The sequence below is a fragment of the Paraburkholderia sp. BL6669N2 genome (genome assembly GCF_003387275.1).
In the GTDB taxonomy this organism is placed as follows: Bacteria; Pseudomonadota; Gammaproteobacteria; order Burkholderiales; family Burkholderiaceae; genus Paraburkholderia.
In genome coordinates, this window is record NZ_QUNA01000001.1 from 3352653 (window position 1) to 3377318 (window position 24666).

Annotated in this window: 25 protein-coding genes; 5 read left to right on the forward strand and 20 right to left on the reverse strand. The window is 64.9% G+C overall.

Annotation, left to right across the window (positions count from 1 at the left end; genetic code table 11):
* Positions 1-30: 30 nt before the first annotated feature.
* From flgD to flgB, 3 genes are all read right to left on the reverse strand, one after another.
* A complete protein-coding gene (gene flgD / locus B0G80_RS15305; protein WP_106284802.1) occupies positions 31-753 on the reverse strand; it encodes a flagellar hook assembly protein FlgD in 723 nt (240 codons plus the stop codon).
* Between the two features lie 10 nt (positions 754-763).
* Entirely contained in the window at positions 764-1189 is a 426-nt protein-coding gene (gene flgC, locus B0G80_RS15310) for a flagellar basal body rod protein FlgC (protein ID WP_012434707.1), read from the reverse strand.
* Positions 1190-1281: 92 nt separating this feature from the next.
* Positions 1282-1776 carry a flagellar basal body rod protein FlgB gene (gene flgB, locus B0G80_RS15315; RefSeq protein ID WP_116118512.1) on the reverse strand — a complete coding sequence of 165 codons (495 nt, stop codon included), beginning with the start codon at positions 1774-1776 and terminating at the stop codon, positions 1282-1284.
* A 217-nt stretch (positions 1777-1993) separates the two neighbouring features.
* On the opposite strand from flgB, the gene flgA reads away from it, so the two are divergent.
* The 5 genes from flgA to B0G80_RS15340 all read left to right on the forward strand — a co-directional run bounded on the left by flgA (position 1994) and on the right by B0G80_RS15340 (position 5506).
* Positions 1994-3514 carry a flagellar basal body P-ring formation chaperone FlgA gene (gene flgA, locus B0G80_RS15320; protein WP_116118513.1) on the forward strand — a complete coding sequence of 507 codons (1521 nt, stop codon included), beginning with the start codon at positions 1994-1996 and terminating at the stop codon, positions 3512-3514.
* A 198-nt stretch (positions 3515-3712) separates the two neighbouring features.
* Positions 3713-4066, forward strand: a complete 354-nt coding sequence (gene flgM / locus B0G80_RS15325) for a flagellar biosynthesis anti-sigma factor FlgM (protein ID WP_116118514.1) — start codon at positions 3713-3715, stop codon at positions 4064-4066.
* 94 nt (positions 4067-4160) lie between these two features.
* Positions 4161-4607, forward strand: a complete 447-nt coding sequence (locus B0G80_RS15330; RefSeq protein WP_106284798.1) for a flagella synthesis protein FlgN — start codon at positions 4161-4163, stop codon at positions 4605-4607.
* Positions 4608-4916: 309 nt separating this feature from the next.
* A complete protein-coding gene (locus tag B0G80_RS15335) occupies positions 4917-5099 on the forward strand; it encodes a type II toxin-antitoxin system HicA family toxin (RefSeq protein WP_106284797.1) in 183 nt (60 codons plus the stop codon).
* Positions 5096-5506 carry a type II toxin-antitoxin system HicB family antitoxin gene (locus B0G80_RS15340; protein ID WP_106284796.1) on the forward strand — a complete coding sequence of 137 codons (411 nt, stop codon included), beginning with the start codon at positions 5096-5098 and terminating at the stop codon, positions 5504-5506. The genes B0G80_RS15335 and B0G80_RS15340 overlap by 4 nt, the downstream gene beginning before the upstream one ends.
* A gap of 60 nt (positions 5507-5566) precedes the next feature.
* Here the strand turns inward: B0G80_RS15340 and B0G80_RS15345 are convergent, their stop codons facing one another.
* From B0G80_RS15345 to B0G80_RS15430, 17 genes are all read right to left on the reverse strand, one after another.
* Positions 5567-6301 carry an RNA polymerase sigma factor FliA gene (locus B0G80_RS15345; RefSeq protein ID WP_012434714.1) on the reverse strand — a complete coding sequence of 245 codons (735 nt, stop codon included), beginning with the start codon at positions 6299-6301 and terminating at the stop codon, positions 5567-5569.
* 28 nt (positions 6302-6329) lie between these two features.
* Entirely contained in the window at positions 6330-7199 is an 870-nt protein-coding gene (locus tag B0G80_RS15350; protein ID WP_106284795.1) for an AAA family ATPase, read from the reverse strand.
* Complete coding sequence (flhF, locus tag B0G80_RS15355) at positions 7192-9105, reverse strand: flagellar biosynthesis protein FlhF (protein WP_116118515.1); 1914 nt, start codon at positions 9103-9105, stop codon at positions 7192-7194. The genes B0G80_RS15350 and flhF overlap by 8 nt, the downstream gene beginning before the upstream one ends.
* 328 nt (positions 9106-9433) lie before the next feature.
* Positions 9434-11536, reverse strand: a complete 2103-nt coding sequence (gene flhA / locus B0G80_RS15365; protein ID WP_116118517.1) for a flagellar biosynthesis protein FlhA — start codon at positions 11534-11536, stop codon at positions 9434-9436.
* The gene (gene flhB / locus B0G80_RS15370; protein WP_106284791.1) at positions 11533-12744 is read right to left on the reverse strand and encodes a flagellar biosynthesis protein FlhB; all 1212 of its coding nucleotides are present in this window, start codon (positions 12742-12744) and stop codon (positions 11533-11535) included. Before flhB ends, flhA begins: the two co-directional genes overlap by 4 nt.
* Before the next feature lie 249 nt (positions 12745-12993).
* A complete protein-coding gene (locus B0G80_RS15375; RefSeq protein ID WP_116118518.1) occupies positions 12994-14289 on the reverse strand; it encodes a DUF3443 domain-containing protein in 1296 nt (431 codons plus the stop codon).
* A 15-nt stretch (positions 14290-14304) separates the two neighbouring features.
* Entirely contained in the window at positions 14305-14850 is a 546-nt protein-coding gene (locus B0G80_RS15380; RefSeq protein ID WP_116118519.1) for a DUF2844 domain-containing protein, read from the reverse strand.
* 287 nt (positions 14851-15137) lie between these two features.
* Positions 15138-15848 (reverse strand): protein phosphatase CheZ, encoded by a 711-nt coding sequence (cheZ, locus tag B0G80_RS15385; RefSeq protein ID WP_106284788.1) that lies wholly within the window; start codon positions 15846-15848, stop codon positions 15138-15140.
* 1 nt (position 15849) lies between these two features.
* Entirely contained in the window at positions 15850-16245 is a 396-nt protein-coding gene (gene cheY / locus B0G80_RS15390) for a chemotaxis response regulator CheY (RefSeq protein WP_095417937.1), read from the reverse strand.
* Positions 16246-16331: 86 nt separating this feature from the next.
* On the reverse strand, positions 16332-17420 hold the full coding sequence (locus B0G80_RS15395; protein WP_166679057.1) for a chemotaxis response regulator protein-glutamate methylesterase: 1089 nt from the start codon (positions 17418-17420) through the stop codon (positions 16332-16334).
* Positions 17421-17425: 5 nt separating this feature from the next.
* The gene (gene cheD / locus B0G80_RS15400) at positions 17426-18214 is read right to left on the reverse strand and encodes a chemoreceptor glutamine deamidase CheD (protein WP_116118520.1); all 789 of its coding nucleotides are present in this window, start codon (positions 18212-18214) and stop codon (positions 17426-17428) included.
* On the reverse strand, positions 18211-19167 hold the full coding sequence (locus tag B0G80_RS15405) for a CheR family methyltransferase (protein WP_116118521.1): 957 nt from the start codon (positions 19165-19167) through the stop codon (positions 18211-18213). The genes cheD and B0G80_RS15405 overlap by 4 nt, the downstream gene beginning before the upstream one ends.
* Positions 19164-19355, reverse strand: a complete 192-nt coding sequence (locus tag B0G80_RS15410; protein ID WP_116118522.1) for a hypothetical protein — start codon at positions 19353-19355, stop codon at positions 19164-19166. Before B0G80_RS15410 ends, B0G80_RS15405 begins: the two co-directional genes overlap by 4 nt.
* 16 nt (positions 19356-19371) lie before the next feature.
* The gene (locus tag B0G80_RS15415; protein WP_116118523.1) at positions 19372-21234 is read right to left on the reverse strand and encodes a methyl-accepting chemotaxis protein; all 1863 of its coding nucleotides are present in this window, start codon (positions 21232-21234) and stop codon (positions 19372-19374) included.
* 43 nt (positions 21235-21277) lie between these two features.
* Positions 21278-21814 (reverse strand): chemotaxis protein CheW, encoded by a 537-nt coding sequence (locus B0G80_RS15420; protein WP_106284782.1) that lies wholly within the window; start codon positions 21812-21814, stop codon positions 21278-21280.
* A gap of 69 nt (positions 21815-21883) precedes the next feature.
* A complete protein-coding gene (cheA, locus tag B0G80_RS15425; protein WP_116118524.1) occupies positions 21884-24178 on the reverse strand; it encodes a chemotaxis protein CheA in 2295 nt (764 codons plus the stop codon).
* 88 nt (positions 24179-24266) lie between these two features.
* Positions 24267-24644 carry a response regulator gene (locus B0G80_RS15430; RefSeq protein WP_007179975.1) on the reverse strand — a complete coding sequence of 126 codons (378 nt, stop codon included), beginning with the start codon at positions 24642-24644 and terminating at the stop codon, positions 24267-24269.
* Between the last annotated feature and the right edge of the window lie 22 nt (positions 24645-24666).

Consider the following 24666-nt stretch of genomic DNA (forward strand, 5'->3'; position numbering starts at 1 on the left):
TCTGGAAAGTCGTAACTGACAGAATCTGAATCAGAGGATGGCGGCGACGCTGGTCAGGCCGACCGTCGAGCCGTTCGAGAGCACGAGGCCCGGCGTACCGTTGTTCTGCATGACGACGCTTTGCACCGTGGCGCCCGTGAGCGTGGTGGCCGTGGCCTGCTGACCGTTGATCGTGCCGACCGCGCTGATCGTGTAGTTGCCGTCCGGCAGCGCATTGCCCGCTGTGTCGGTCGGTGTCCAGCCCACCGGAATCGTGCCGGCCGACTGCTTGCCGAGGTCGATCGTGTTGACGATCTGGCCCGCCGAGTTCTTCACGACCACTTGCAGGTCGTTCACCGAGTTGGCGAGCTGCACGCCGAACGCGCCGGCCTTGCCGCTCGCGACCGCCACCGAGCTGCCGGGCGCGAGCACGGTCGAGCCAATCAGCAATGCGGCCTGCGACTGCTGGCCCGCCGACATCTGCGTGGCGAGCGAGCTGAGCGTCGTGTTCAACTGGCTGATGCCCGAAACCGTGTTGATCTGCGCCAGCTGCGACGTCATCTGCGAGCTGTCCATCGGGTTGGTCGGATCCTGGTTCTTCAGCTGCGCGACGAGCAGCGACAGGAAGGTGTTCTGCAGATCGGTCGCCGAGGTGCCGGACGTGCTGCCCGTCGAACTCGAGGAACTCGAGGCACTGTTCGTGCCGTTCATCGTATCGAGCAGCGTTTGCGACACAGTCGTGCCGCTGCCGCCGATGGTGGTGTTGGTGGTCAAGGAGCTCTCCTCAGGTTCCGATCGTGAGCGTTTTCAGCATCAGTGTCTTGGCGGTGTTCAGGGTCTCGACGTTGGCCTGGTACGAGCGCGAGGCCGAGATCATGTTGACCATCTCCTGCACCGGATCGACGTTCGGCAACGTGACGTAGCCGTCCGAATTCGCGGCCGGATTGCCGGGGTCGTAGGCGGTCTTCATCGGCGTCGGGTCGTCGACCACGCCGGTGACCTGCACGCCGCCGACCTGCTGGCCGGACGCCGTGCGCGCGCCGCCGAGCGGGCTGACCGCGAACACGACCTGCTTGGCCTTATACGGCTGGCCGTCCGGGCCGGTCGTGCTGTCCGCGTTGGCGAGATTCGACGCCGTCACGTTGAGCCGTTGCGACTGCGCGGACATCGCGGAGCCTGCAACACCAAAAATGTTCATCAGGGATGGCATGTTTCCTGACCTCTCCTGCCGGTAGAGCCGGCTTCCAACTTAATCCCGTAGCGATTGTTCTTGCGTACTGCTGAGTCTGTCGGCGTGGCTTCTTACGAGCCCGACTGGATCGCCGACAGCATCGTTTTGATCTGGCTGGACAACACCGTCATGCCCGATTCGAAATGCAGCGTGTTGTCCGCGAACTGCACCCGCTCGGTATCGATGTCGACCGTGTTGCCGTCGAGCGCGGGTTGGGTCGGCACGCGGTATTGCAGATTGCCGTAGTCGTCGGACGGGCCGCCGGTCGGCGTCAATGTCGACTTGCCGGGCATGTGGCCCGGCGCGGTCGACACCATCGACATGCCGCTCGTTACACCAGCGGGTTGCGTCATCGCCAGCGTCGCGTTGTTCGACGCGGCAGTGCCGGTGGCGCTGCCGCCCTTCTTCAGCGCGCCGGCGAGCGACGAGGCGAAGTCGACGTCGCGCGCCTTGTACCCAGGGGTATCGGCGTTGGCGATATTCGACGACAACAGCTCCTGCCGATAGGCGCGCACATCGAGCGCTTGACGGCCAAAGGCGAATTCGGCATCGAGTTTGTCCAGCATAAGAATCTCCGGAGAACGTTCCCGAGGCTTCCCATGCATGCCTCGCGTGAGGACTGCACCAGGCGGGAAGACCTTTTTGCATGAGGTGCATCTTATGGGCCGAACGCAAGCGGCAATCGGACGAATAACCGGGAAAGGGGGCTTCTATTCAACGTTTGCGCAAAGGGGGCGCTCACTAGAATGCAAGGCGTACCGATGCATTCGATGGAGAAACACGATGGACCAGCCCGCTTTCGATCCGACGCACCGCGCGAATTGCGCGGCGGCGCATCGCGTGGGTGCGGGTGCCGGCGTCGCACGGCGTGTTGCGCGTCCGGCCTCACGTCTCCTGACGCGCCTCGTCGTGAACCTGGCGGTGTGGGTCGCCGGCGGCATTGTGCTGCTGCCCGCTACGACGCAGGCCGAGGAAGCCGGCGGCCCGATCGTGATTCCCGGTCCGGGAGAAAAGAACCCCGCCGCGCTCGCCGATCTGGCCGAGCACATGCAAGCCGCGCCGGCGAAACGCACCGGCTCCGCCGCCACACTGGCCGCTGCCACCGCGCAGTCGCTGACGCCAAATTCCGCGGCTCGCAACGCCGATTCATTCACGCGCGCCGCCAACGCAAGCGGCTCGATCGTCATTGCGGGCGCGGGCGAACCGCCCGCCGCGCCGCAAATGATCCGCACCAGCTTCAGGCCCGACGCCAACGGCGTCGTGACGATTCCCGCGCCGGGCAGCGCCAATGCCGCCGCCATGGACGGCGTCGCACGGGTCAATGTCGTGCCGGGTTCGCGTCAGGTGGTTCCGGTCGTGGTGACGCCCTCGCCGCAGGCCAACGGCGCTCGGCAAGCGGCAGGCGTTCAGCCGGTTGCCGCCAATGCGCCGCTCAATGCAGCCGCTGGGGAATCCGCGGCGGCAGGTTTCGATAGTTTGGCGTCGCGCGGCGAGCCGCCGCAGTTGGGCGCGAATGGCAAGCCGCTCGCGACCCGCGCCGCCGTGGCGCCGGTTGCAACGGCTGCGCCTTCGGCCGCGCCGGGCACCATCGCCCGCACGCCGGCTGTGCGGCAAGTCGCACCGGCTCTCGCGCAACAGAATCTGCGCCCCGCGACACTCGCGCCAGCCGCGCCGCTGCCTGGCCAGCAGGATCCGGAAGCGATCCGCAGCGCCGCGCTCGCATTCCTGCAGCAGCAGTCCGCCGGCTTGCCCGGCAAGGTTGACATCACCGTGGCGCCGGCGTTTCCGCGCGGTCTCGCAGACTGCACGATGCTCGAACCGTTCATGCCGAGCGGCGCGCGCCTGTGGGGCCGCATGACCGTCGGCGTGCGCTGTGCGGGCGAGCGTCCGTGGACCATTTATCTGCAGGCGCGCATCTCGCTGCATGCCACGTACTATCTGGCCGCCCGCGCCATGGCGCCCGGCGAAGTGCTCACCGCCGCCGACCTCGTCGCGCGTGACGGCGATCTCACCGGCTTGCCGCAAGCCATCGTCACGGACCCGTCGCAGGCGGTCGGCTCGGTCACGCTCACGCGAGTCGCCGGCGGCATGCCGTTGCGCCGCGACATGCTGAAAAGCGCGTCGGCGGTATCGATCGGACAGACGGTGCGGGTCGTGGCGGCCGGCGAAGGTTTCGCGATTTCGGCGGAAGGCAGCGCGATGAACAACGCGTCGCCGGGCCAGCAGGTGCGGGTCAAGACGGCCAACGGCCAGATCATTTCCGGCATCGTGAAAGACGGCTCGACCGTGGAGATTCAGCTGTGAACCGTTGCGGCGCCCACGCCATGACGAACTCCCGCGCCGCGCCCGTTCTGGCCGTCGCGAGCAGTGCGGCCAGCGCCGAAATGAGCTCGGCCAAAGGGCCGAGCGGAGATGTAAGGAAAGGTAACGCCTTGATCGATTGCGCTAAAGTTTTGATCAGCGGTAGCCGTTATAAGGATCAAATCGTTCAGGAAGCCAATCGTGAAAGTCGATTCCACAAACAATTCGAATCTGCCGACGTTGAAAGACGCCCTGTCCCGCTCGCAAGCAGGCGACGCGACGACCGCGAACAGCAACGCGCAGAATGCGGGCACGGCCTCGCAGACCACCACCAGCGGTTCGGGCGACGCCAGTGTCAGCCTGTCGGGTTTGTCGCAGCATCTGCGCAGTCTCGCGGCGTCCGGTTCGGCCGATATCGACACGGCGCACGTCGAGTCGATCAAGCAGGCCATCAAGGACGGCTCGCTGAAGATCGATTCCGGCAAGATCGCCGAGGGCGTGCTGAACACCGCGCGCGAACTGTTGCAAAGCAAAACCTCGTCGACCGGCAACTGATCGACGCATCGAAGTACGGTGAAGTGCCGGGCGGCGTTCGACAAACCCGGCTCGCGGATCATGCGCGAGCCGTCGTGTTCAGCGAGTTGTTGAGATGAAAGACGCCCTGCTTGCCACCCTCATCGAAGAATATTCGGCCGTCGAGGCGTTTGCCTCGATTCTGACGCTCGAGACCAAGGCGCTCACTGCCTTGTCGCCGCTGGAATTGCTGCCGCCGATCGTCGAGAAGAAAACCGAACTGATCGGCGCGCTCGCCAAGCTCGAAGCCACCCGTGACGGGCTGCTCGCCGAGATGGGCTTTCCCGCAGGCTGGCCCGGCATGGAACTCGCGGCCAGCACCGACACGCGCGTGGCCGAGCAGTGGTCGTTGCTGCAGAAAGCCGCCGAACGCGCGCGACGCTGCAATACCAGCAACGGCGAACTGATCCGCGTGCGGATGGACTACAACCAGAGGGCGCTGACGGCGCTTCAGGTAGCCGCGCCGCAGAAGGCCGGCTTCTATGGTCCGGATGGCCGGATTCCGGCGCGTCCCGCCGTGTAATGTAGCTGGATCAGCACGGCCTGACGCTCGGGTCTGGCTGAAACAGATGGATTGAAAAGGGCTCGTCTTTCGATGAGCCCTTTTTGCTTTTCAGGCACCCCGCTTCGAGCGCGCCCCACTCCTTCCCGCACACGTTAGCCATCCGGCCAGGTGGCGCGAAATCGCCAGCCGCGTTGAAAATCACGACTTCCCTCTTACTGAGTTGGTCCGCCGTCCCGCGCTTTTTTCAAGGCTATCCGGACGTGCATCAACGGAGTGCTAACCACTAGCGAGGTTGTGTAATGGTGTGTATGATTCGAGGAGTGCAGTATGAAAAGTGCCGAGGTCGTGAAACTCATTCAGGCGGCGGGTTGGCAGCTGGTCCGCACATCGGGCAGCCACCATCATTTTCGTCACGCGGCAAGAGCCGGTCTCGTGACCATCCCGCATCCGAAGAAAGATCTTCCGCCCGGCACATTGAACAGCATCCTGAAACAGGCGGGCCTGAAATGAAAAACCTGACTTTCCCTATCGCGATTGAACCGGGTAGCGCGGATCACGCGTTCGGCGTCGTCGTGCCCGACATTCCGGGCTGTTTTGCGGCGGGCGATACGCTGGAAGAAGCCTACGCGAACGCCAAGGAGGCTATCGAGGCGCATCTGGAAGTGCTGCTCGACGAGGGCTTGCCGATTCCCGCGCGGCGCACGCTGCAAGAGCACCGCCGCAATCCCGACTATGCGGATTTCACGTGGGGACTTGTCGCCACCCGGAATATTCCCGCCTTGAAGAAGGCGGTACGGATCAATATCTCGCTGCCCGAAGCGCTGGTCCAGGAGATCGACACTTATGCCCAGGCGCGTGGCATGTCGCGCTCGGCCTTTCTGGCACTGGCCGCGGAACATGAAATGGCCGAGGCATGAGGTCAAGCGGAGGCGCGACACACCGCTCACCGCTCATTTACATTACCGAATACCCGAACTTCAGGTCGCCTCGGCGTTCGCCCAGGCCATCTCGCGCAAGCGCGTACGCAAACGGGCCACGGCCTGGCTGTGCAACTGGCAGACTCGCGATTCGCTGACTTCCATCACCGCGCCGATTTCGCGCAGGTTCATGCCGCGTTCGTAGTACAGCGACATCAGCAGCTTCTCGCGGTCCGGCAGGCGGTCGATCGCCTCCACCAGCGCCGAGCGCAGGCTGTCGTCGAGCAGCGCCGACAGCGGGTCCGAGTGATCGACGCAGTAGCGGTCGAGGAACGGCTCGTCGTCTGCCGAACGGTCGAAGTCTTCGTAATAGATCAGCTGGCTGCCGTGCAGATCCTGCAGCATCGACTGATACTCGTCGAGCGGCATTTGCAGGTGCTCGGCAATCTCCGTTTCGCTCGCCGAGCGGCCCAGATTCTGCTCCACCTTGTGCACCGCCGTTTCCACTTCACGCGAGGTGCGCCGCAAGCTGCGCGGCAACCAGTCGTTGCTGCGCAATTCGTCGAGCATCGCGCCGCGAATCCGCTGGCTCGCGTAAGTCTCGAACTGCGCGCCCTGGTCTTCCTTGTAGCGACCTGCCGCGTCCAGCAGTCCGATCATGCCGGCCTGGATCAGATCGTCGAGATCGACGCTCGCCGGCATCTTGGCGACGAGCTGCAAGCCGAGGCGACGCACCAGCGGTGCGTACTTCGTCAGAACTTCGGCTTGGGAAATCTTTCCCTGAGCGTTATACATCGTGCTCCCCTTGTCCTTGTGCCGCCACTCAGGCGTGCTGCGCAGACGGTTGGTCGGCGTGTTGCGCCGCTGTAACTGCCGCAGGCGCCATCCACGGCGTTTGCGACGACATCGCTGGCCGCATCGGCCAGTACTGCAATTCGGCGGCGAGATGCCGGAAGTCGCGCGCAGCCGGTGTCGACGGAAACGCATCGACGACACAACGCGACAACTCCAGGGCTCGCGCCATCCGCGCATCGGCGGCAATACAACCGGCGTCTTCCAGCGCCACCGTCAGGTAGCGCCCGGCCACGCCGGCCAGGTTTGCAAACGCGGTATGCGCGTCGTTCACGCTCTGCACGTGGTTCACCAGCACGCGGAACTGCGCGATGGCGTGCGCGTAGTGCAGGCGCTTCATGCATGCGTACGCGTCGGTGATCGCGTGCGCGGCCATGCGCGTGACGATCATCACGTCGTGCGCTTGCCTCGCGAGCGCCGAGAGATGACCTTGCGCATCGAGTTCCGCGTCGATCAGCACGACGTCGGCGGAACCGCGCAACACCACGCCGAACTCCGCGGCCGTATGACCTTCCCGGTTCGGACGCGAGGCGGCCAGTACGGAGAAGCCGAGTGCGTGCCTTGCAGCGGCGTCGTCGAGCGTCATCTCGCCACGCATCACGGCGGCGAAATTGCCCGCGCCACGCACGCCACCGAGCATCGTGCTCACCGACTTCTCGCCGAGGCATTCGTCGATCACGAGCACGTCCTTGCCCTGCTGCGCGAGCGCGGCGGCGAGGTTCACCACCGTCGTCGTCGAGCCGACGCCGGCCGAGCCGCTCGTCACCGCAATCACACGCGAGCCGCTGCGGGCCAACATCCGCCGCAGTCCTTCTGCCTGATCGGAGATGACCTTATCCAAAGCGGACCTCGTGCAATTCGGCCGTGGAACGTGCGGACAATGCGGACAGCAACGCAGGAATGTCGTCGTCGTGCGGCACGAATGGCGAGTTATCGCGCGGTATGCAGAAGGTGCTCTTGATCAGGAATTTCTTCGTCGCGACGTACAGGTTCTCCGGCACCTTCTGACCGGTCGACACGTAGTGCACCGGCAGCTTGTAACGGATCACCGTATCGAGCACGCCGCCGAGATTGGTGGCTTCGTCGAGCTTGGTCAGGATGCAGCCGGCGAGCGGCTGTTGATCCGGCGCGCGCTGATAGGCCTGCACGACTTCGTTGAGCGTGTCGCCATGACTGGTGGCATTGAGCAGCAGCAGGCGTTGCACCGGCTGACCGGCGTGGCACAGCATCGCGATCTGATCGGAGACGAGGCGGTCGCGCTGGCTCATGCCGATCGTGTCGATCAGCACGATGTGCTTGTTGCGCAATTCGGAGAGCGCGAGTTGCAGGTCGGCGCCGTCCTTTACCGCATGCACCGAGACGCCGAGAATCTTGCCGAAGATGCGCAGTTGTTCGTGGCCGCCGATCCGGTAGCTGTCGGTCGTGAGCAACGCGACCTTGCTGGCGCCGAACCGCATCACGCAACGCGCGGCGAGCTTGGCGGTGGTCGTCGTCTTGCCGACGCCCGTCGGGCCCATCAGCGCGAATACGCCGCCGCGCTCCATCAGTGCGTCTTCGTCTTCCATCACCGGCAGGTTCGAATCGAGCACCGAGCGGACCCAGTCCATGCCGCCGTCCATGTTCTCGACGTCGGCCGGCAGGTTGTCGACCATCATCTGTACGAGCTGCGCGGAGAAACCGGCCGCGAACAGATGCTTGGTGAGCGAGGCGCGCACCGGGTTGCGGCGCTGACGCTCACCCCACAGCAGGCCGGCGAAGTGCTCTTCCATCATTCCGCGCATCGACGACAGTTCGCTCATCACGGTGTCGTTGACCACTTGCTCCATACGCGCCTTGATCGCTTCGGCGACCGAAGCGGGCGTGCGGGCGTCGTCGTTCGAGGACTGCGCCGGTGCGTTTTTCTGCGCGGCGCGGCGTGCGGCGGCTTGCGCGCCTTCACGCGCCCAGTCGGGCGTGTCGCCGCCTTGGGGCGCCGCAGCCTTGGCCGGTTCGACGGCGGCACCGAGGCCCTTGGCCATCGCGGCAGCTGGCGTCATCGCAGCGGGACGCGCGCTGTATGCGCCTTCCTGTTGCTGTTCGGCGGCGATGCGGCGAGCGTGGTCGATCAGCCAGGGATTCGATTCGGCCATCGTGCGCGGCGTTTGCACGTCGGCGCCCGGTGCGGTGGACGCAGCCGGCGCGCCGGCCGCTTTGAGCAGATCGGCGCGGATGTCTTCGGAGAGGCGCGAGGCCGCGGCGCGGGCACTCGGTTGCTCGGGACTGGTCGGTTTCGACGGCACTTCCGCGGCTACCTTGATCGGGGCGGCTGCCTTGACGGGGGCGGCGGTCGGTGCGTCGCTCGCGTCGTCGTCAATGTGCTCGGAGTATGAGACGTGGTTGCCAACGCCGTTGCCGAGATTCTCCGCGCCGGCTTCCGGGCTCGCGCCGAACACCGACGAGAACACATCGGGCATGCCGCTCGCATACGGGTTCGCCTGCATCGGCGCTGCCGCCGGCATGGCGCGCGGTGCGGCCAGCGCGGGCCGTCCAGCCATCGCATTCATCGATCCAGCCTGCGGTGCACCGGCGCCTGCGCGCGGGACTTTCGGCGAGAGGGCGGCGAGGTCGCTGTCGGCCAGCGCGACGATCTCGACGCTGCCGTCGTCCATCGTGCGATTGGACAGTACGACCGCGTCCGCGCCCAACGCTTCGCGCACGAGACGCAGCGCATCACGACTGGTAGCACCGACGAATTTACGAATGTTCAAGCTGGACCCCCGATGAGGTAAACGGACTAACGGACCGGCAACATACCGCTTCCCATTGAGATCATTATTGCGAAACCCGCCGAGGCATGATCGATGGATAAAGACCGTTAAACGTGGGCAATTCGGACGATGGAAACGTGCTTTGATTCACACGCACGCCGGTTTGAAACACGCCTGGCGGCGGCGTCGGACGGCGCTTTCGCGGACGCGGCGTGTACTTCGCCGTCCGCTTGCGACATGAAAAGTCAGGCGCCAGAATGAGAACCGGCGCTCCATGAGCGCCGGCAAAAGACATCGGCCACAAACTGGCCTCAGTAAGCGATACGCGCTAACCGTGCGCGCCGATCAGATTCACCACCTTGATATTGCGCGTGTCGGGCACTTCCGCATACGACAGCACCTTCAGCTGCGGCAGGCTGCGGCGCAGGAAGCGCGCGAGCATCGGCCGCAACGCATGCTGCACCAGCAGCACAGGCGCAAGCCCGAGGTTCTGCTGACGCGTCATCGCCTTCTGGGTTTCGTTCAGCAGCGTGTGCGCGAGGCCCGGCTCGAGACCCGGATTGGAGCCGGTCGAGAGCGCCTGCGAGAGCACACGTTCGAGATTCGAATCGAGGCCCATCACCTGCATATCGCCGACACCCGGGAACCACTGCTGCGTAATCGCGCGACCGAGCGCGAGGCGCACGGCGGCGGTGAGATCGTGGGCGTCGGTGATCTTCGGCGTGTGTTCGGAGAGCGCTTCGAGAATCGTGCGCATGTCGCGAATCGGCACGCCTTCTTCCAGCAGATTTTGCAGCACCTTTTGCAGCGTGGTGAGCGGCAGCGCCTTCGGCACCAGATCGTCGACCAGCGACGGCGTGTCCTTCTGCATCCGTTCGAGCAACGCCTGCACTTCCCGGCGGCCGAGCAATTCCGACGCATGCGTGACCACGAGGTGATTCAGGTGCGTCGCCACCACCGTGCTCGAATCGACCACCGTGTAGCCGTACACCTGCGCCTGCTCACGCAGGTTCGTATCGATCCAGATGGCCGGCAAGCCGAAGGCGGGATCTTGGGTCGGCGTGCCCGGCAGCGCGGCGGACACCTGGCCCGGGTTGATCGCCAGCCACTGGCCCGGATACGCTTCGCCGACGCCCACCTCGACGCCCTTCAGCGCGATGCGATAGCCGTTCGGCCGCAATTCGAGGTTGTCGCGGATATGAATGACCGGCGGCAGAAAGCCGATTTCCTGCGCGAACTTCTTGCGGATGCTCTTGATCCGCTTGAGCAGTTCGCCGTCCGAGTTCTTGTCGACGAGCGGAATCAGCCGGTAGCCGACTTCGAGGCCGAGCGTGTCGATCATCGTCACGTCGTCCCAGCTCGCCTCGGTGTTTTCGACCGGCGCCAGCGCGGCCGGTGCGACATCGACGAGCGCCGTCGTGTTCTTGCGCTCCTCGGCGCGCTTTTTCATCGTGCGGCCGAGCTGGATCAGACCGCCGCCGAGAATCAGAAACGCGAAGTGCGGCATGCCCGGAATCAGGCCCATCAGCACGAGAATGCAGCCGGTGATCACCAGCACGCGCGGATTGGTGAACAACTGGCCGGTGAGCTGCGTGCCGATATCTTCGTTGGTCGCCACACGCGAGACGATCACACCGGCGGCGGTCGAAATCACCAGCGACGGAATTTGCGCGACGAGGCCGTCACCGATGGTGAGCAGCGTGTAGTTCTTGCCCGCCGCCGCGAAGCTCATGTCGTGCTGCACGATACCGACGATCAGTCCGCCGATGATGTTGATCACCATGATCAGCAAACCGGCGATCGCATCGCCGCGCACGAACTTGCTCGCGCCGTCCATCGAACCGTAGAACTCGGCTTCCTGCGAGACTTCCGAGCGGCGCTTGCGGGCCTGTTCTTCGTTGATGAGGCCGGCATTCAGGTCGGCATCGATCGCCATCTGCTTGCCGGGCATCGCGTCGAGCGTGAAGCGCGCGGACACTTCCGCGATCCGCCCCGCGCCCTTGGTGATCACCATGAAGTTGATCACCATCAGGATGATGAAGACGACGATACCGACCGCGAAGTTGCCGCCCACGAGGAAGTGGCCGAACGATTCGATCACCTGGCCGGCCGCGTCGGGGCCGGTATGGCCTTCGAGGAGCACGACCCGCGTGGACGCCACGTTCAGCGAAAGGCGCAGCAAGGTCGAGAACAGCAGCACGCTCGGGAATGCCGCGAAATCGAGCGGCTTCATCGTGTACATGCTGACGAGCAGCACCATCACGGACAGCGCGATGTTGAAGGTGAACAGCAGATCCAGCAGGAACGGCGGCAACGGCAAAATCATCATGCCGAGGATCATGCAGATCAGCACCGGCCCGGCGAGGGCGCGCAAATTGGTGCTGCTCAAGGCGTCTGGCCGTCGGGCGAGGAAACCGGCGCGAGCGTTCATGCGGAGGCTCCTGAAGCGTCTTCGTTATCTGGGTTGAGCGTGTCGGCGGCTTCCTGATCGGCTTCGTCGTCCGATACACCGCCCTTGTCGAGTTCCGCGGGCACGTCGAGTTCGGTCGGCGCGAGCGGCACGTCGCCGCCCTCGGCCTTGAAGCGCCGCAACTGGTACACCCACGCGAGCACTTCGGCGACCGCGCCGTATAGCGGGCCCGGAATCTCGCGGTTGAGTTCGACGTTGTGGTACAGCGCCCGCGCGAGCGGCGGCGCTTCCAGCAGCGGCACATTGTTCTCGGCGGCAATTTCGCGAATCCGCGCCGCCACCAGGTTGACGCCCTTGGCGACGACCTTCGGTGCCCGCATCTCGCCGTCGGTGTATTGCAGCGCCACGGCGAAGTGCGTCGGGTTGGTCACCACCACGTCGGCCTTCGGCACGTTGGTCATCATGCGGCGGCGGGCAATCGCACGCTGCTGCTGGCGAATCCGGCCTTTGACGTGCGGATCGCCTTCGCTTTCGCGGTGTTCGCGCTTCACTTCTTCCTTCGTCATGCGCAGCTTCTTGTGGAATTGCCACAGTTGATACGGCACATCCATCGCGGCGACGACGAACATGCCCGCGACCGTCATGCCGCAGCACACGGCGATCAGATGCACGGTGTTGGCGAGCGCGAGATGCAGCGGCTGGGTCGCCAGCGCGAGAATCTCTTCGCGGCGATTCCAGATCGCCGTGCCGCCGATCACGCCCACCACCAGCGTCTTCGCGAGCGACATGCCGAGCTGGATCGGTCCGTTGATCGAAAACATCTTGCCGAGGCCGGCGATCGGATTGAGGCGGTCGAACTTCGGCTCGAGGCCTTTCGCCGACAACTGCCAGCCGCCCAGCGCCATCGGCGCGAACAAGGCGGCGACGCCGGTGAAGGCGAGAATCGGCAGCAGCGCGTAGAGCCCTTCGCGGCTCGCCACGCCCGCGCCGATCATCATGCGGCGGGTCTCGAACGCGCCGGCGTGATCGAACGTGAAGGCCGCGCGCAGCATGCCCTGCAAATGTTCGCCGATGCTGCCGGACATCCCCCACACGCCGAAGAACCCCGCCGCCAGCAGCGCAAACGTGGACAGCTCGCGCGAACGCACGATCTGCCCTTCCTCGCGCGCCTTCTGCAGGCGCCGGGGAGTGGCTGATTCGGTTTTTTCGAGGTCGCTGTCCTCTGCCACAAACGCTCTCCGGTCGGCTGAGGCACGGCGCCTCTTTCCAGTGAGAGCGATTATTCCCGCTCGACGCAAGCACCGATCGGCGGATAAAGGCGGAGAAAGGGGGGTATTTCGACGGATGGAGACGGCCAGGAAGCCCGCCGGCCGGCCCTGCTGACGCGAAACGACAACTCGCGGCCGGGCCGGACACCCGCGTGTTTCGCGCGAGCGCCGGTTCGGCTTCAGCCCTCAGGCTTCAGTGTGGCGCTTCGATCAGAACGCCACGAAAGGCGTTTGACCGCCATTTGCGGTCTGATCGATGCCGTAATACACATGGCGGCCGTAGAAGAACGGTAATCCGAGATCGAAGCTGCTGTTGCCGCCGATCTGCCCCGCCAGGTCGTTGAACGCGTAGTTGTTGCCGTTGCTGAACAGCGTCGCCGCACTCAGGATGCCGATGCTGGCGTTCGCCTGCGTTTTGTTCAGCCCGACCAGCGTCAGCGTCCGCGTTTGCGCCGACGACGGGCAGTAAAAGCCCGCGAAGTTGCTACCGCACTGCGCAAGGGAGCTATCGCCGAAGAAGTAGGCGTTCGAGCCCGAATCGAGGAAGGCTTGTACCTGCGCGCCGTTGAACACACTGTTGTCCATGTCACCGAAAGCGTCGGTGGTGAAAAGCTGGACCCCGGTGAGCGCGTTGTTCGCCTGCGTGCCGACGCCGAACACCAGTGTGCCGGTGGCGGAGGACGCGCCGGTGTTGGACACCGGCGGCATCTGCACGATCACGCCGTTATTGTCGACCGGGAAAAACGGGACTGGATTGGCCACCTGCTGCGCGAGCGGTACCGCCGTGCGGGCGCACGACACGCCGCCCGGACAGGCGAAGTAATTGCTGAATTTGGCCGCCTGTGCCGGGTCCGAGCAGGTCGTACCGCAATCGGTGGGCGACGTGCCGATGCCGAGAATACCGTTGGCGCCGAGATCGTCAACCTTGTTTTCGGCCTGGCCGCTGCCGCAGCCGGGCGTGGGCACCGTGCTCGAATCCTTGTCGCCGATGATCTGCATCGGAACCGCCGCCGTCGTCGTCTCGCCGCCGATCGCGATGGTCGCGGTGCGCACCGTGCCCCACGTGAAGCCGTCCGCGAAGGTCGCGCACTCGGCGAGCTGGGCGCCGCTGCCGCTGATGGTGCTGACCGGCAACGCATTGAGCAGCGAGGCGTTCAGGACCGAGCTGACCACGCGCAGCCCGTAGGAACCGGTATCGACCTGGATATTGTCAATGGTCTGACAATTCGTGGTCGAACCGGGCGCGCATATTCTCACGCTGACCGCCGGGATATTGATGACGCCGTTCACGCCTCGGCCGACGGTGATGGGCACTGTATTCGCCGCAGTGGCGGCAATGGGCTGCTGGGTCGGACTGGCCGGCAGCGAGCCGCCGTTCAGCGAGGTCGACGAATCGTTATTGGAGCCGCCACCGCCGCCGCACGCGACGAGCGCGGACACCAACGCCACGGCGACGACGGCCTGCATCCAGCCCTTGAGCTTCACAGCAATATGCTTGGTTCGCATGTCTCGTCCTCGCTATTACTGGATGTCTGAACCGCTGACGCCGGCGGGCAGCGCAGGAGGCAACCACGCCTGGCCACTGAACGAGCCCATGTGGCCACCGGAGCGCACCACGAGGCCGCTCTGGTCGACCGCGACCGGGCCGCGGCCGCCGCCGCGCGCCGCGCGCACCGTCTTGACGCCGGCCACGTACTGCGGGAAATAGCTGCCGAGCAGATCGTTCAGATCCGGCATTTGCGGGCCGCGCCAGGCGATGCCGAACACGGAGCCGTCCGAGGCGAGATATTCGCGGACCACGGTGCCGTTGCCGAGCGCCGTCTCACGCACGGTGTAAGAGGTGGAAGCTGTACCGGACGACCCGGCGTTGGACGCGGAACGCATCACGCTCTGCGCCGCGTTGACGGCGCTGCTGCCGGGCTGAACGGTGCGCGACGAGACTGACGCGCCCGTGGGCGGTGTCATGGGGGCGCCGCCCAGTCCAGCATGAGCGGACTGCACGACGATTAGCGAACAGGGTAAGGCAAGCGCCGTAACGATCCCGGCGCGGCGTACACGACTCCACATAACAAGGCTCCTCCCGAGCGGCCGCTCGGTTCGCACGTGATGCAAACCGGCTGCATGTACGCAGATCATACGGCACCGCTGCGATCGCACCGTGGAGGGTTTCTCCCCATCGTGCCACCGACCGGCATGTGTCTTCGCCGGAGCGCCGTGCCGCTGCTTGAGCCCGTAGTATGCCTGTGGTTTGTGTCGGCAGACAGCAAGCACACGCGGGGGCGTGGCTTGCTATGGGTCCCGGTTGGACCCCGCGCCTTTAGTGGGCGGGCGCGACGTGGCGTCGCGCCGGTGGGTCAGAAGCCGAGGCTGGCCAGAAGATCGTCCACTTGCGACTGGTCCTGCACCACGTCCGTTTTGCCTTCCGGATTGATTTGCGGACCGTTCAGCAGATGCTCGGGGCTGCCGGTCGACGAGACTTCGGCCGCCAGTGCCGCCGCGTTCGCCGCGAACTGCTCGCGCCGTTCGAGCGCGATGTTCTCGACCAGCACGCCGAGCAACTGCTGCTCGATCAGATACACGACATCCGTGATCTTCTTGATGACCTGGCCGGTCAGATCCTGGAAGTCCTGCGCCAGCATGATCTCCATGAGCTGCGAGTTGGTCCCGCTGGTCGCCTCGGGCACGCCGCGCAGGAAGGTCCGCGTGTCGTTCATCAACGCGCGCACTTCCTCGCGTTCGATCGGCGCCGCGTACCACTGCTCCCAACGCGCGTCGAGTTCGCCCGCGTCTTTCTGCAGCTGCTCCTGGATCGGCTTGGCGATGTCGATAGCGGACAGGACGCGCTCAGCGGCCTGCTCCGTCATATCCGCAATGTACTTCAGGCGGTCGCGGGCATCGGGCACGGCTTCGGCCGCACGTTCGACATGCTTGTCGAGCCCGAGCTCGCGCATCGAGTCGCGCAGCGTGCGCGTCAGTTGTCCAATGCGAGCCAGGATACGGTCGGACGCGAAGTCGCCGCTCTCGTTGCCCGCGTCGGCGCCTTGCGCGTTGGTCGGCAGATTCACATCAGCTCCCGGTCTTGGCCATCTTCTCGAGAATCTTGTTGAGCTTCTCGTCGAGCGTCGCGGCCGTGAACGGCTTGACGACATAACCGCTCGCGCCGGCCTGCGCCGCCGCGATGATGTTTTCCTTCTTCGATTCGGCCGTCACCATCAGCACCGGCAGGTGCGTGAGGTTGGCGTCGGCGCGGATCTCCTTGAGCATGGCCAGACCGTCGAGGTTCGGCATGTTCCAGTCGGAGATCACGAAGTCGTACGTGCCGCCACGCAAACGCGCGAGACCGGCCTGGCCGTCTTCCGCCTCGTCGACGTTCGAATAGCCGAGTTCCTTGAGGAGGTTGCGGACGATCCGGCGCATCGTCGGAAAGTCGTCAACAACCAGAATCTTCATTCCCTTATCCATTTCATTCCCTTTGCTTGATCCATGGTGCGGCGCCTCACCGCTCAACTCGCGCCTCAAACCAGCGCCTCAAATCCTACCGGCCCGCATCATACCCGCTGAACGCGGTCGCCCATTGCCGAGAGACGCGCCATCACACGTCGGCTCATTTCCGGCAACGCGGCGATCTCGTCCGCCGCGCCAAGTGCGATCGCTTCGCGCGGCATGCCGAACACAATACAGCTCGCCTCGTCCTGCGCAAGGGTGTACGCCCCTGCCTTTTTCATGTCCAGCAGTCCGGCGGCGCCGTCGCGCCCCATCCCGGTCAGAATCACGCCGACCGCGTTCTTGCCCGCATGCTGCGCGGCCGAACGGAACAGCACATCCACCGACGGACGATGCCGGTTGACCGGCGGCTCGTCCGACAGGTGAGCAATATAGTTCGCGCCGCTACGCGCAAGCAACAGATGGGCATGGCCGGGCGCAATGTAAGCATGTCCCGGCAGCACGCGTTCGCCGTGCTCTGCCTCTTTAACGGTAATCCGGCACAAACCATTGAGGCGTTGTGCAAAAGATTTTGTGAAGCCCGGTGGCATATGCTGCGCGATCAGCACCGCGGGCGCATCCGGCGGCAGCGGCACCAGCACTTCGCGGATCGCTTCCGTGCCGCCCGTCGACGCGCCGACGATGATCAGCTTCTCGGTACTAAGCAGCGGATTGTTGAACAGCGGTGCCGCGCCGACCGTCGCCTGCGCGGCATGTGCAGCCGCGTGCTGCACCGGCGCGGCCTGGCGCACGCGTGCGCGCGCGGCGGCGCGAATCTTGTCGGCGAGCTTTTCCGAGTAATCGAGCATGCCGTCGCGAATGCCGACCTTCGGTTTGGTGACGAAGTCGACCGCACCGAGTTCCAGCGCGCGCAGCGTGATTTCATTGCCGCGTTCGGTCAGCGACGAGACCATCACGACGGGCATGGGCCGCAGGCGCATCAGCTTCTCGAGGAAATCGAGGCCATCCATGCGCGGCATTTCGACGTCGAGCGTCAGCACGTCGGGGTTATGCTGCTTGATGAGATCGCGCGCGACCAGCGGGTCGGGTGCGGTCGCCACCACCGTCATATCCGGCTGGCCGTTGATGATTTCCGTCATCAGGCTGCGGATCAGCGCCGAATCGTCGACGCACAGTACTTTGATCTTTTGCACAGCGCTCACGCCTCCTCTGTGGTTCTGGCGTTGTTTGAATTAATCGGGCGCGTGCCGAACAGTTCGATGCGCGGCTTTGCTGCCCCCGCGCCCGCACTGCTTGCTGCTGTTCCCGTTGCTCCGCCGGCCGGCGCGCCGAACAGTTCGACCTTGGCTCTCGACGCGGCCGGCGCCGAGAACAGTTCCACCCGCTTGCGCGCCGCGGCGAGCCGCTCGGCGCGTGCTTCGGCGCTCCGCCGCATCAGCGCCTGTTCGCGCTCGGCCACGCCCGCTTCCTGCTGCAAGCGCAACTTCTTCACCATCACCTGGCCGGTGCGCGGCATGAACGCCACCTTGCGCGGATGCGAGCCCTGCAAGTCCTCGGCGACGATGCGGATCTTCTCCACCGCGAGATAGCGGCGCACGAACTCCGAATTGCGATCGCCGATGTTCATCGTCGTCATGCCGGCGAGCACCGCGCCGCCGCCGAACACCTTCGCTTCGAAGCGCTCGCGCCGGCCGCCGGCCTTGATCAGTTCGTTGATCAGCACTTCCATCGCGTAGGCGCCGTAGCGCATCGAATCGGATGCAGCCTGCGCGACGTCCGCGCCGTCGTCGGGCAACATGAAGTGATTCATGCCGCCGATGCCGGCCGTGCGATCCTGGATGCAGGCCGCGACGCAGGATCCGAGCACGGTGACCAGCACCATGTCTTCGTGCGTGGTGTAAAACTCGTTCGGCAACAACTTCACGCCGGGGCGCTGGAAGTGGTTGTCGAAATACAGATTGGTGGCGATCGGCAGGCCGCTGCTCATACCGTCACCCCGCTCGCCGCTTGATGCGATGCCGGCGCCGAGCCGCGGGTCGCCGTCGGCGTACGCGCGCCGCTTGCATCACGCGTCAATTCATACACGGTCTGGCCGCGCAGCTTGAATGCCTGCGTGACGTACGTGAAGTTCTCCGAGTGGCCGGCGAACAGCAGGCCGCCCGCCTTCATCAGCGGCTCGAAACGGGCGAGCACTTGCGCTTGCGTCGGCTTGTCGAAATAGATCATCACGTTGCGGCAGAAGATCGCGTCGAACTGCGAACGCAACTGGTAATCGCGGTCGGTGAGATTGAGTTGCTCGAAGCGCACCAGCGCACGCACTTCCGGGCGCACCTTGACCATGCCCGCGTGCGCGCCAGTGCCCTTCAGGAAGAAGCGCTTGAGCCGCTCGGGCGAGAGATGCTTAACCTGATCGAACTGATACATGCCGGCTTCGGCCTTGGCCAGCACCTGGGTGTCGATGTCGGTGGCGAGCACCGAGGCCTGACGCGCGCCGCTGTCGCCGAGCGCTTCGATCAGCGTCATCGCGATCGAGTACGGCTCTTCTCCGGTCGAAGCCGCCGAGCACCACACCGAAACCGGCTGCGCGCGGCGCGGCACGAAATCGGCGAGGATCGGAAAGTGATGCGCCTCGCGGAAAAACGCCGTCAGGTTGGTGGTCAGCGCATTGGTGAACGCTTCCCACTCGGCCGGATCGTTTTCCGCTTCGAGCAGATCGAGATACTGCTTGAAGGTGTCGAGACCGCGGGTGCGCAGACGGCGCGCCAGACGGCTGTACGCCATGTCGCGCTTGTGATCCGACAGCGAAATGCCCGCGCTGCGGTGAATCAGTTCGCGAATGCGAGCGAAGTCCGCCAACGTGAATTCGAAATCCCGCGACTGTTCGCCGGATCTAACCGGGTCCGGACGTTCGGGACGTTGCTGTGCGCGCGTTGCCATCATGAATATTCCTGCCTGCGATACGAGCCATCCCGCATTCCGCCCAGGAACTCGCCTTGAGAAGAAGGGATTGTGTTCGCGGGGTCGCGCCCGCCCGCGAGTTCCGCCACCATGCAGTCGGCCCGCGACACGCCGATAAAGCGTGCTTCGATGATTCGCTCCTCATGGAGCGAGATGCCGAATGACCGCATGTCTTTGCGCCACTTCCTAGAATGTTTCCCAGTCCGCATCCGAGCCCGCCGTGGCTGCGCTGACCGCGGCCGGACGTGCTGCGGATTCGGATGCCGCGCGGGCCGTCTTCGGCCTGAGTGCCGGTTCGACGCGCGCGGTGCCTGCGCCGTGATTGCCCGACGCCGATGGGTTGCTCGTTGCGGCTGCGCCTGTCGCCGGATGCGCTGCGCCGCCGTTCACGGCTGCATGCTGCGCAAGCTTGGCAGCCGGCTTGCTCTTGCTGCTCGTCACGCGGGATGCGGCCGGTTGCGGACGGGTTGCCGCCGCGCTGCCGTGTGCCGCGCCGCCGGCCACTTTCCAGCCATTCACCACGGCCTGCAACTGGCGCGTCTGATCTTCGAGCGAGGCCGCCGCGGCCGCCGCCTGTTCGACTAGCGCGGCGTTCTGCTGCGTGACTTCGTCCATCTGCACGACCGCGCGGTTCACCTGTTCGATGCCGCCCGACTGCTCTTCGGACGCCGCGCTGATTTCGCCCATGATGTCGGTCACGCGGCGCACGGCCTGCACGATCTCGTCCATCGTCGTGCCGGCACGGCCGACCAAAGTCGAGCCGCTTTGCACCTTGTCGACCGAGTCGCCGATCAGTTCCTTGATTTCCTTCGCGGCGCTCGCGCTGCGCTGCGCGAGACTGCGAACTTCGCCCGCCACCACGGCGAAGCCGCGGCCCTGTTCGCCGGCGCGCGCGGCTTCGACCGCCGCGTTCAGCGCGAGAATATTGGTCTGGAAGGCGATGCCTTCGATCACGCCGATAATGTCCACGACCTTGTTCGAACTGGTCGCGATGTCCTGCATGGTCGTGACGACCTGGCTCACCACGTCGCCGCCGCGCGTGGCGATGTCGGATGCGTTGACGGCCAGTTGGCTCGCCTGACGCGCGTTCTCGGCGTTCTGCCGCACGGTGCCGGTCAACTGCTCCATGCTCGATGCGGTTTCCTGCAGCGAGGCGGCCTGCTGTTCGGTGCGCTGGGACAGGTCGGTGTTGCCCATCGCGATTTCGCGCGCGCCGGTGTCGATAGATTCCGTGCTGCTGTGAACCGCCCTCACCATTGTCGACATGCTGTCCTGCATGCGCTTGATGCCGGCGAACAGCCGCCCGATTTCATTGCGGCTGAAGACGTTGATCGATTCGGACAGGTCGCCCGCGGCGATGCGCTCGAAGCACGCCGTCGCGTCGGCGAGCGGCTGCACGATCAGGCCGCGCAGTGCGAAGCGGACGCCTACCACCAGCAGCAGCGCGAGCACGGTGACGGCGATGATCAGCGTCGTCATCAGCGAGATGTTCGATTGCGCGCTCGCCTGCTGATCCACGGCCTGCTGCTGCAAGCTCTTGATGACCGCCGAGGCCGCGATGTCGTAGGACACGAACATCGGGCTGATCTTCGTATCCGCAATCGCGTGATAGGCGGCCAGATCGTTCGCGCGCAGCGCGGCGAACTCCGGCTCGAGGCCTTCGCGCATCACCACCGTACGGCGCGCCAGCAGTTCGTCGAGCTGCGCCTGCGCCACGCCGTTTTTGGGCGCGTCGAGATACGTCTGCCAGCTCTGATTGCCCTTGCCGTACAACTCCTCCGCACGATCGAGCACCTTCTTCGCCTGCTCCGTGTCGCCCGCCGCGCTCAATGCATTGAAGCGGTCCAGCGACACGCGCGAGCGCAGCAGATACGCGGAAGCATCGTCGAGCGCGTGAATGGCGACCAGATCGCCGCGCGCAATGCGATCGAGCGATTGGCTCGCGCGATTCAGCGCGCTCAGCCCAAGTACGCCGACCACCACGGTCAGCGCGACCAGAATGATCCCCATCATCGTCAGCGACGTGCGAATCGACCACCTGCTCAACATTTCAATGCTCCCTATCCCAATCGTTTCGTGAAGGCTGCCGCTGTCAGGCGCCGAGCGTTTCGATCAGCGCCATTTCGCGGCTGGTCATGAGCTTCTCGATGTCCATCAGGATCAGCATGCGGCCGTCGACAGTGCCCAGACCCGTGAGGTACTCGGTCGTCAGCGTGGCGCCGAATTCCGGCGCCGGCATGATCTGGTCGGTGGCGAGCGTCAGCACGTCCGACACGCCGTCCACCACCATCCCGACCACGCGGTGCGCGACGTTCAGGATGATCACCACCGTCTGGTGGTCGTACTCGACGCGGCCCAGGTGGAACTTGATGCGCATGTCGACGATCGGCACGATGATGCCGCGCAGATTGATCACGCCCTTGATGAACTCGGGCGCATTGGCGATCCGCGTCACGTTGTCGTAGCCGCGGATTTCCTGCACCTTGAGAATGTCGATGCCGTACTCTTCGGCGCCGAGCGTGAAGACGAGGAATTCCTGACCGCCGGCGTCTGCCTGCTGCGCGTCGCGGCGGCTATTGGCACCGCTTGCGTTCGCGACGCTCGAATTGATGGATTGGACTTCTGCCACGTTAGCCCCCAAACGGTTGGGATGAAATGAGTTGAGTAAGTGTTACTGTTGCGGCGAATGTGACGGACATCATGCGAGGCTCATCGCGCCATGCGCGTGGCGTGTTTCGCGGTTCAGCGCCGCCACGTCCACGATCAGCGCGACGCTGCCGTCGCCGAGAATGGTCGCGGCGGAAATGCCGTGCACCTTGCGGTAATTCGTTTCCAGGTTCTTCACGACCACCTGCTGCTGGCCCACCAGTTCGTCGATGAGCATCGCAAAGCGGCGCCCCTCGGTTTGCATGATAGTGACGATGCCTTGCGTCGGTTCCTGCTTCGCCCCGTCGACGTTGAACACTTCGTGCAACGCCACGAGCGGCAGATATTCACCGCGCACCCGCACCACGCGTTCGCCGTTGGCCACCGTATAAATGTCTTCGGCTTGCGGCTGCAGCGACTCCATCACGAAGTTCAGCGGCAGAATGAATATCTCGTTACCGACCTTGACCGACATGCCGTCGAGAATCGCCAAGGTGAGCGGCAACACGATGCGTGTGGTGCTGCCCTTGCCGGCGTGCGAGGTGATTTCCACGTGACCACCCATCGACTGGATGTTCCGCTTCACCACGTCCATACCCACGCCGCGGCCCGACACATCGGTGACCTGCTCCGCCGTCGAGAAGCCCGGCAGGAAGATCAGGTTCCAGACTTCTTCGTCGCTCATGGTCTCGCTGACCTGCATGCCCTGCTTGGCCGCTTTCGCGAGAATCTTGTCGCGGCGCAAGCCCGCGCCGTCGTCGCTCACTTCGATGACGATGTTGCCGCCGTGATGCGCCGCCGACAGCACCAGCTGACCGGTCGAATCCTTGCCCGCCGCGCGCCGTGCTTCCACGGTTTCGATGCCGTGGTCGAGACTGTTGCGCACGAGGTGAGTCAACGGATCGATAATCCGTTCGATAAGGCTCTTGTCGAGTTCGGTCGCTTGCCCGAAGGTGACGAGTTCCACTTCCTTGCCGAGTTTCGCCGCCAGATCGCGCACCAGACGCGGGAAGCGGCTGAACACGTAATCCATCGGCATCATGCGGATCGACATCACCGCTTCCTGCAGATCGCGTGCATTGCGCTCGAGTTGCGCCATGCCGTTGAAAAGGCGATCGTGCAGAGCCGGGTCGAACGTGCTGGTGGTTTCCGCGAGCATGGCTTGCGTGATCACCAGTTCGCCGACCAGGTTGATCAACTGATCGACCTTTTCGACGCCGACGCGAATCGAGCTGCCTTCCGCGCCGCCGGCTGCCGCAGCCGGACGTGCTGCTTTGCGATCCTGCTCGGCGGGCGTGGCTGCGCTCGCTGCGCTGGCCGGCGCCGCTGCGCTTGCCGCTGCCGCGGGTTGCGCCGCCGATTGAGCCACAGCCGGCGCGGCCGCGGCCGGTGCGTCGAACATGCCATGCGTGGCCGTTGATGCGGGCGCAGCGGTGCCGGCAGCCGGTGCCGGCGATGCTGCAGGGTCCGCCTGAGTTGCCTGTGCTGCTTGCGCCGGGGACGAATCGGCAGCGTCGGGCGTTCCAGGTTCGCCTTGCTGCGTGTCGTCCGCCGGTGCGGTACCGCGGCCGATCACGATTTGACTTTCGTCGATCACGAAACAGCACACGGCGATGATGTCGTCGGAGGTCACATCGGTCGCGAGCCACAGCGTCAGATCGCCGCCGCTCTTGACCTGCCCGACGATGTTGCCCAGGTTGCCGAGCTCTTCGGCCAGCAGTTCCTGGTCCTTCTCACCAACGCCCCGTAGCGTAATTTTCAGATGGGGACCGGTTTCTGCGCCGTCTCCCGTGGCTTGCCCGGTCTGTGCCGGTTCGCCGTCAATCCATTCACCCGCCGCCTGCACCGCCTGTTCGACGACGTGCTCCGGCGGGGTGCCGCCTTCAACTGCTTGTGTTTCAACGGGCGCCACGCTCGCGGCAACGGGCGCGGGCGCAGCCGGTGCCACGCCGTCACGGCTTTCCGCGTTCAGGCGTTCGAGCTTCGCGCAAATCGCCTTCGCAGTAGCCGCGTCCGGCTCGGCGCTCGCGCGGTAATCGGCGAGCTGGCCGGACAACACGTCCTTGGTTTCGAGGAACGTGTCGATCATGTCCTTGCGCAGCACGAGTTCGTTATTGCGCGCGCGATCGAGCAGCGATTCGAGAATGTGCGTCGTTTCCGTCAGCGCGGTAAAACCGAACGTCGCCGCGCCACCCTTGATCGAATGCGCCGCGCGGAAAATGGCCGCGAGGTCTTCGGGGTCCGGGTGAGCGATATCCAGATTGAGCAGCAACTGCTCCATCTGCGCGAGCAGTTCGTCGGCTTCGTCGAAGAACGTTTGATAGAACTGAGTGATGTCGAGTGTCATGCCTGGGTCACCGCGAGAGTTCCTGTCTTGGCTTGGGCTGCCGTGCCGCCGCGTCGAGAGCTTCTATAACTGGGTCTATGTGTGGCGCTTACGCGTGGTCTGGCTCGGCTAGCGCCGCCACCAGTTCGGTCAGCATGTCCGGGTCGAGCGGCTTTTCGATCCAGCCGGTCGCGCCCGCGGCCCGTGCCGCTTCCTTGAACGGCTCGCCCGATTCCGTCGTGAGGACGAGGATGGGCGTGGCCTGGTAAGCCGGGTTGTTGCGCAGCGCGGCGATCAGATCGAGGCCGGTCTTGCCTGGCATGTACTGATCGGTGAGCACGAGGTCGAACGACATGGCGAGCGCGTTTTCGAGCCCTTCGTTGCCGTCCGCCGCGAGCGTCACCTCGTAGCCTGCCGTCGTCAGCGTGGCGGCGAGAATCTGCCGCATCGATGCCGAATCGTCGATTGCCAGGATGTGCCTGATCATGAAAACCTCGCTGCACGTACGC

Coding starts and splice junctions, on each gene's coding strand:
- flgC (WP_012434707.1), bottom strand. CDS start 1,189: ATGCCATCCCTGATGAACATTTTTGGTGTTGCAGGCTCCGCGATGTCC.
- flgB (WP_116118512.1), bottom strand. CDS start 1,776: ATGCTGGACAAACTCGATGCCGAATTCGCCTTTGGCCGTCAAGCGCTC.
- flgA (WP_116118513.1), top strand. CDS start 1,994: ATGGACCAGCCCGCTTTCGATCCGACGCACCGCGCGAATTGCGCGGCG.
- B0G80_RS15330 (WP_106284798.1), top strand. CDS start 4,161: ATGAAAGACGCCCTGCTTGCCACCCTCATCGAAGAATATTCGGCCGTC.
- B0G80_RS15335 (WP_106284797.1), top strand. CDS start 4,917: ATGAAAAGTGCCGAGGTCGTGAAACTCATTCAGGCGGCGGGTTGGCAG.
- B0G80_RS15340 (WP_106284796.1), top strand. CDS start 5,096: ATGAAAAACCTGACTTTCCCTATCGCGATTGAACCGGGTAGCGCGGAT.
- B0G80_RS15345 (WP_012434714.1), bottom strand. CDS start 6,301: ATGTATAACGCTCAGGGAAAGATTTCCCAAGCCGAAGTTCTGACGAAG.
- flhA (WP_116118517.1), bottom strand. CDS start 11,536: ATGAACGCTCGCGCCGGTTTCCTCGCCCGACGGCCAGACGCCTTGAGC.
- B0G80_RS15375 (WP_116118518.1), bottom strand. CDS start 14,289: ATGCGAACCAAGCATATTGCTGTGAAGCTCAAGGGCTGGATGCAGGCC.
- B0G80_RS15380 (WP_116118519.1), bottom strand. CDS start 14,850: ATGTGGAGTCGTGTACGCCGCGCCGGGATCGTTACGGCGCTTGCCTTA.
- cheY (WP_095417937.1), bottom strand. CDS start 16,245: ATGGATAAGGGAATGAAGATTCTGGTTGTTGACGACTTTCCGACGATG.
- cheD (WP_116118520.1), bottom strand. CDS start 18,214: ATGAGCAGCGGCCTGCCGATCGCCACCAATCTGTATTTCGACAACCAC.
- B0G80_RS15405 (WP_116118521.1), bottom strand. CDS start 19,167: ATGATGGCAACGCGCGCACAGCAACGTCCCGAACGTCCGGACCCGGTT.
- B0G80_RS15410 (WP_116118522.1), bottom strand. CDS start 19,355: ATGCGGTCATTCGGCATCTCGCTCCATGAGGAGCGAATCATCGAAGCA.
- B0G80_RS15415 (WP_116118523.1), bottom strand. CDS start 21,234: ATGTTGAGCAGGTGGTCGATTCGCACGTCGCTGACGATGATGGGGATC.
- cheA (WP_116118524.1), bottom strand. CDS start 24,178: ATGACACTCGACATCACTCAGTTCTATCAAACGTTCTTCGACGAAGCC.
- B0G80_RS15430 (WP_007179975.1), bottom strand. CDS start 24,644: ATGATCAGGCACATCCTGGCAATCGACGATTCGGCATCGATGCGGCAG.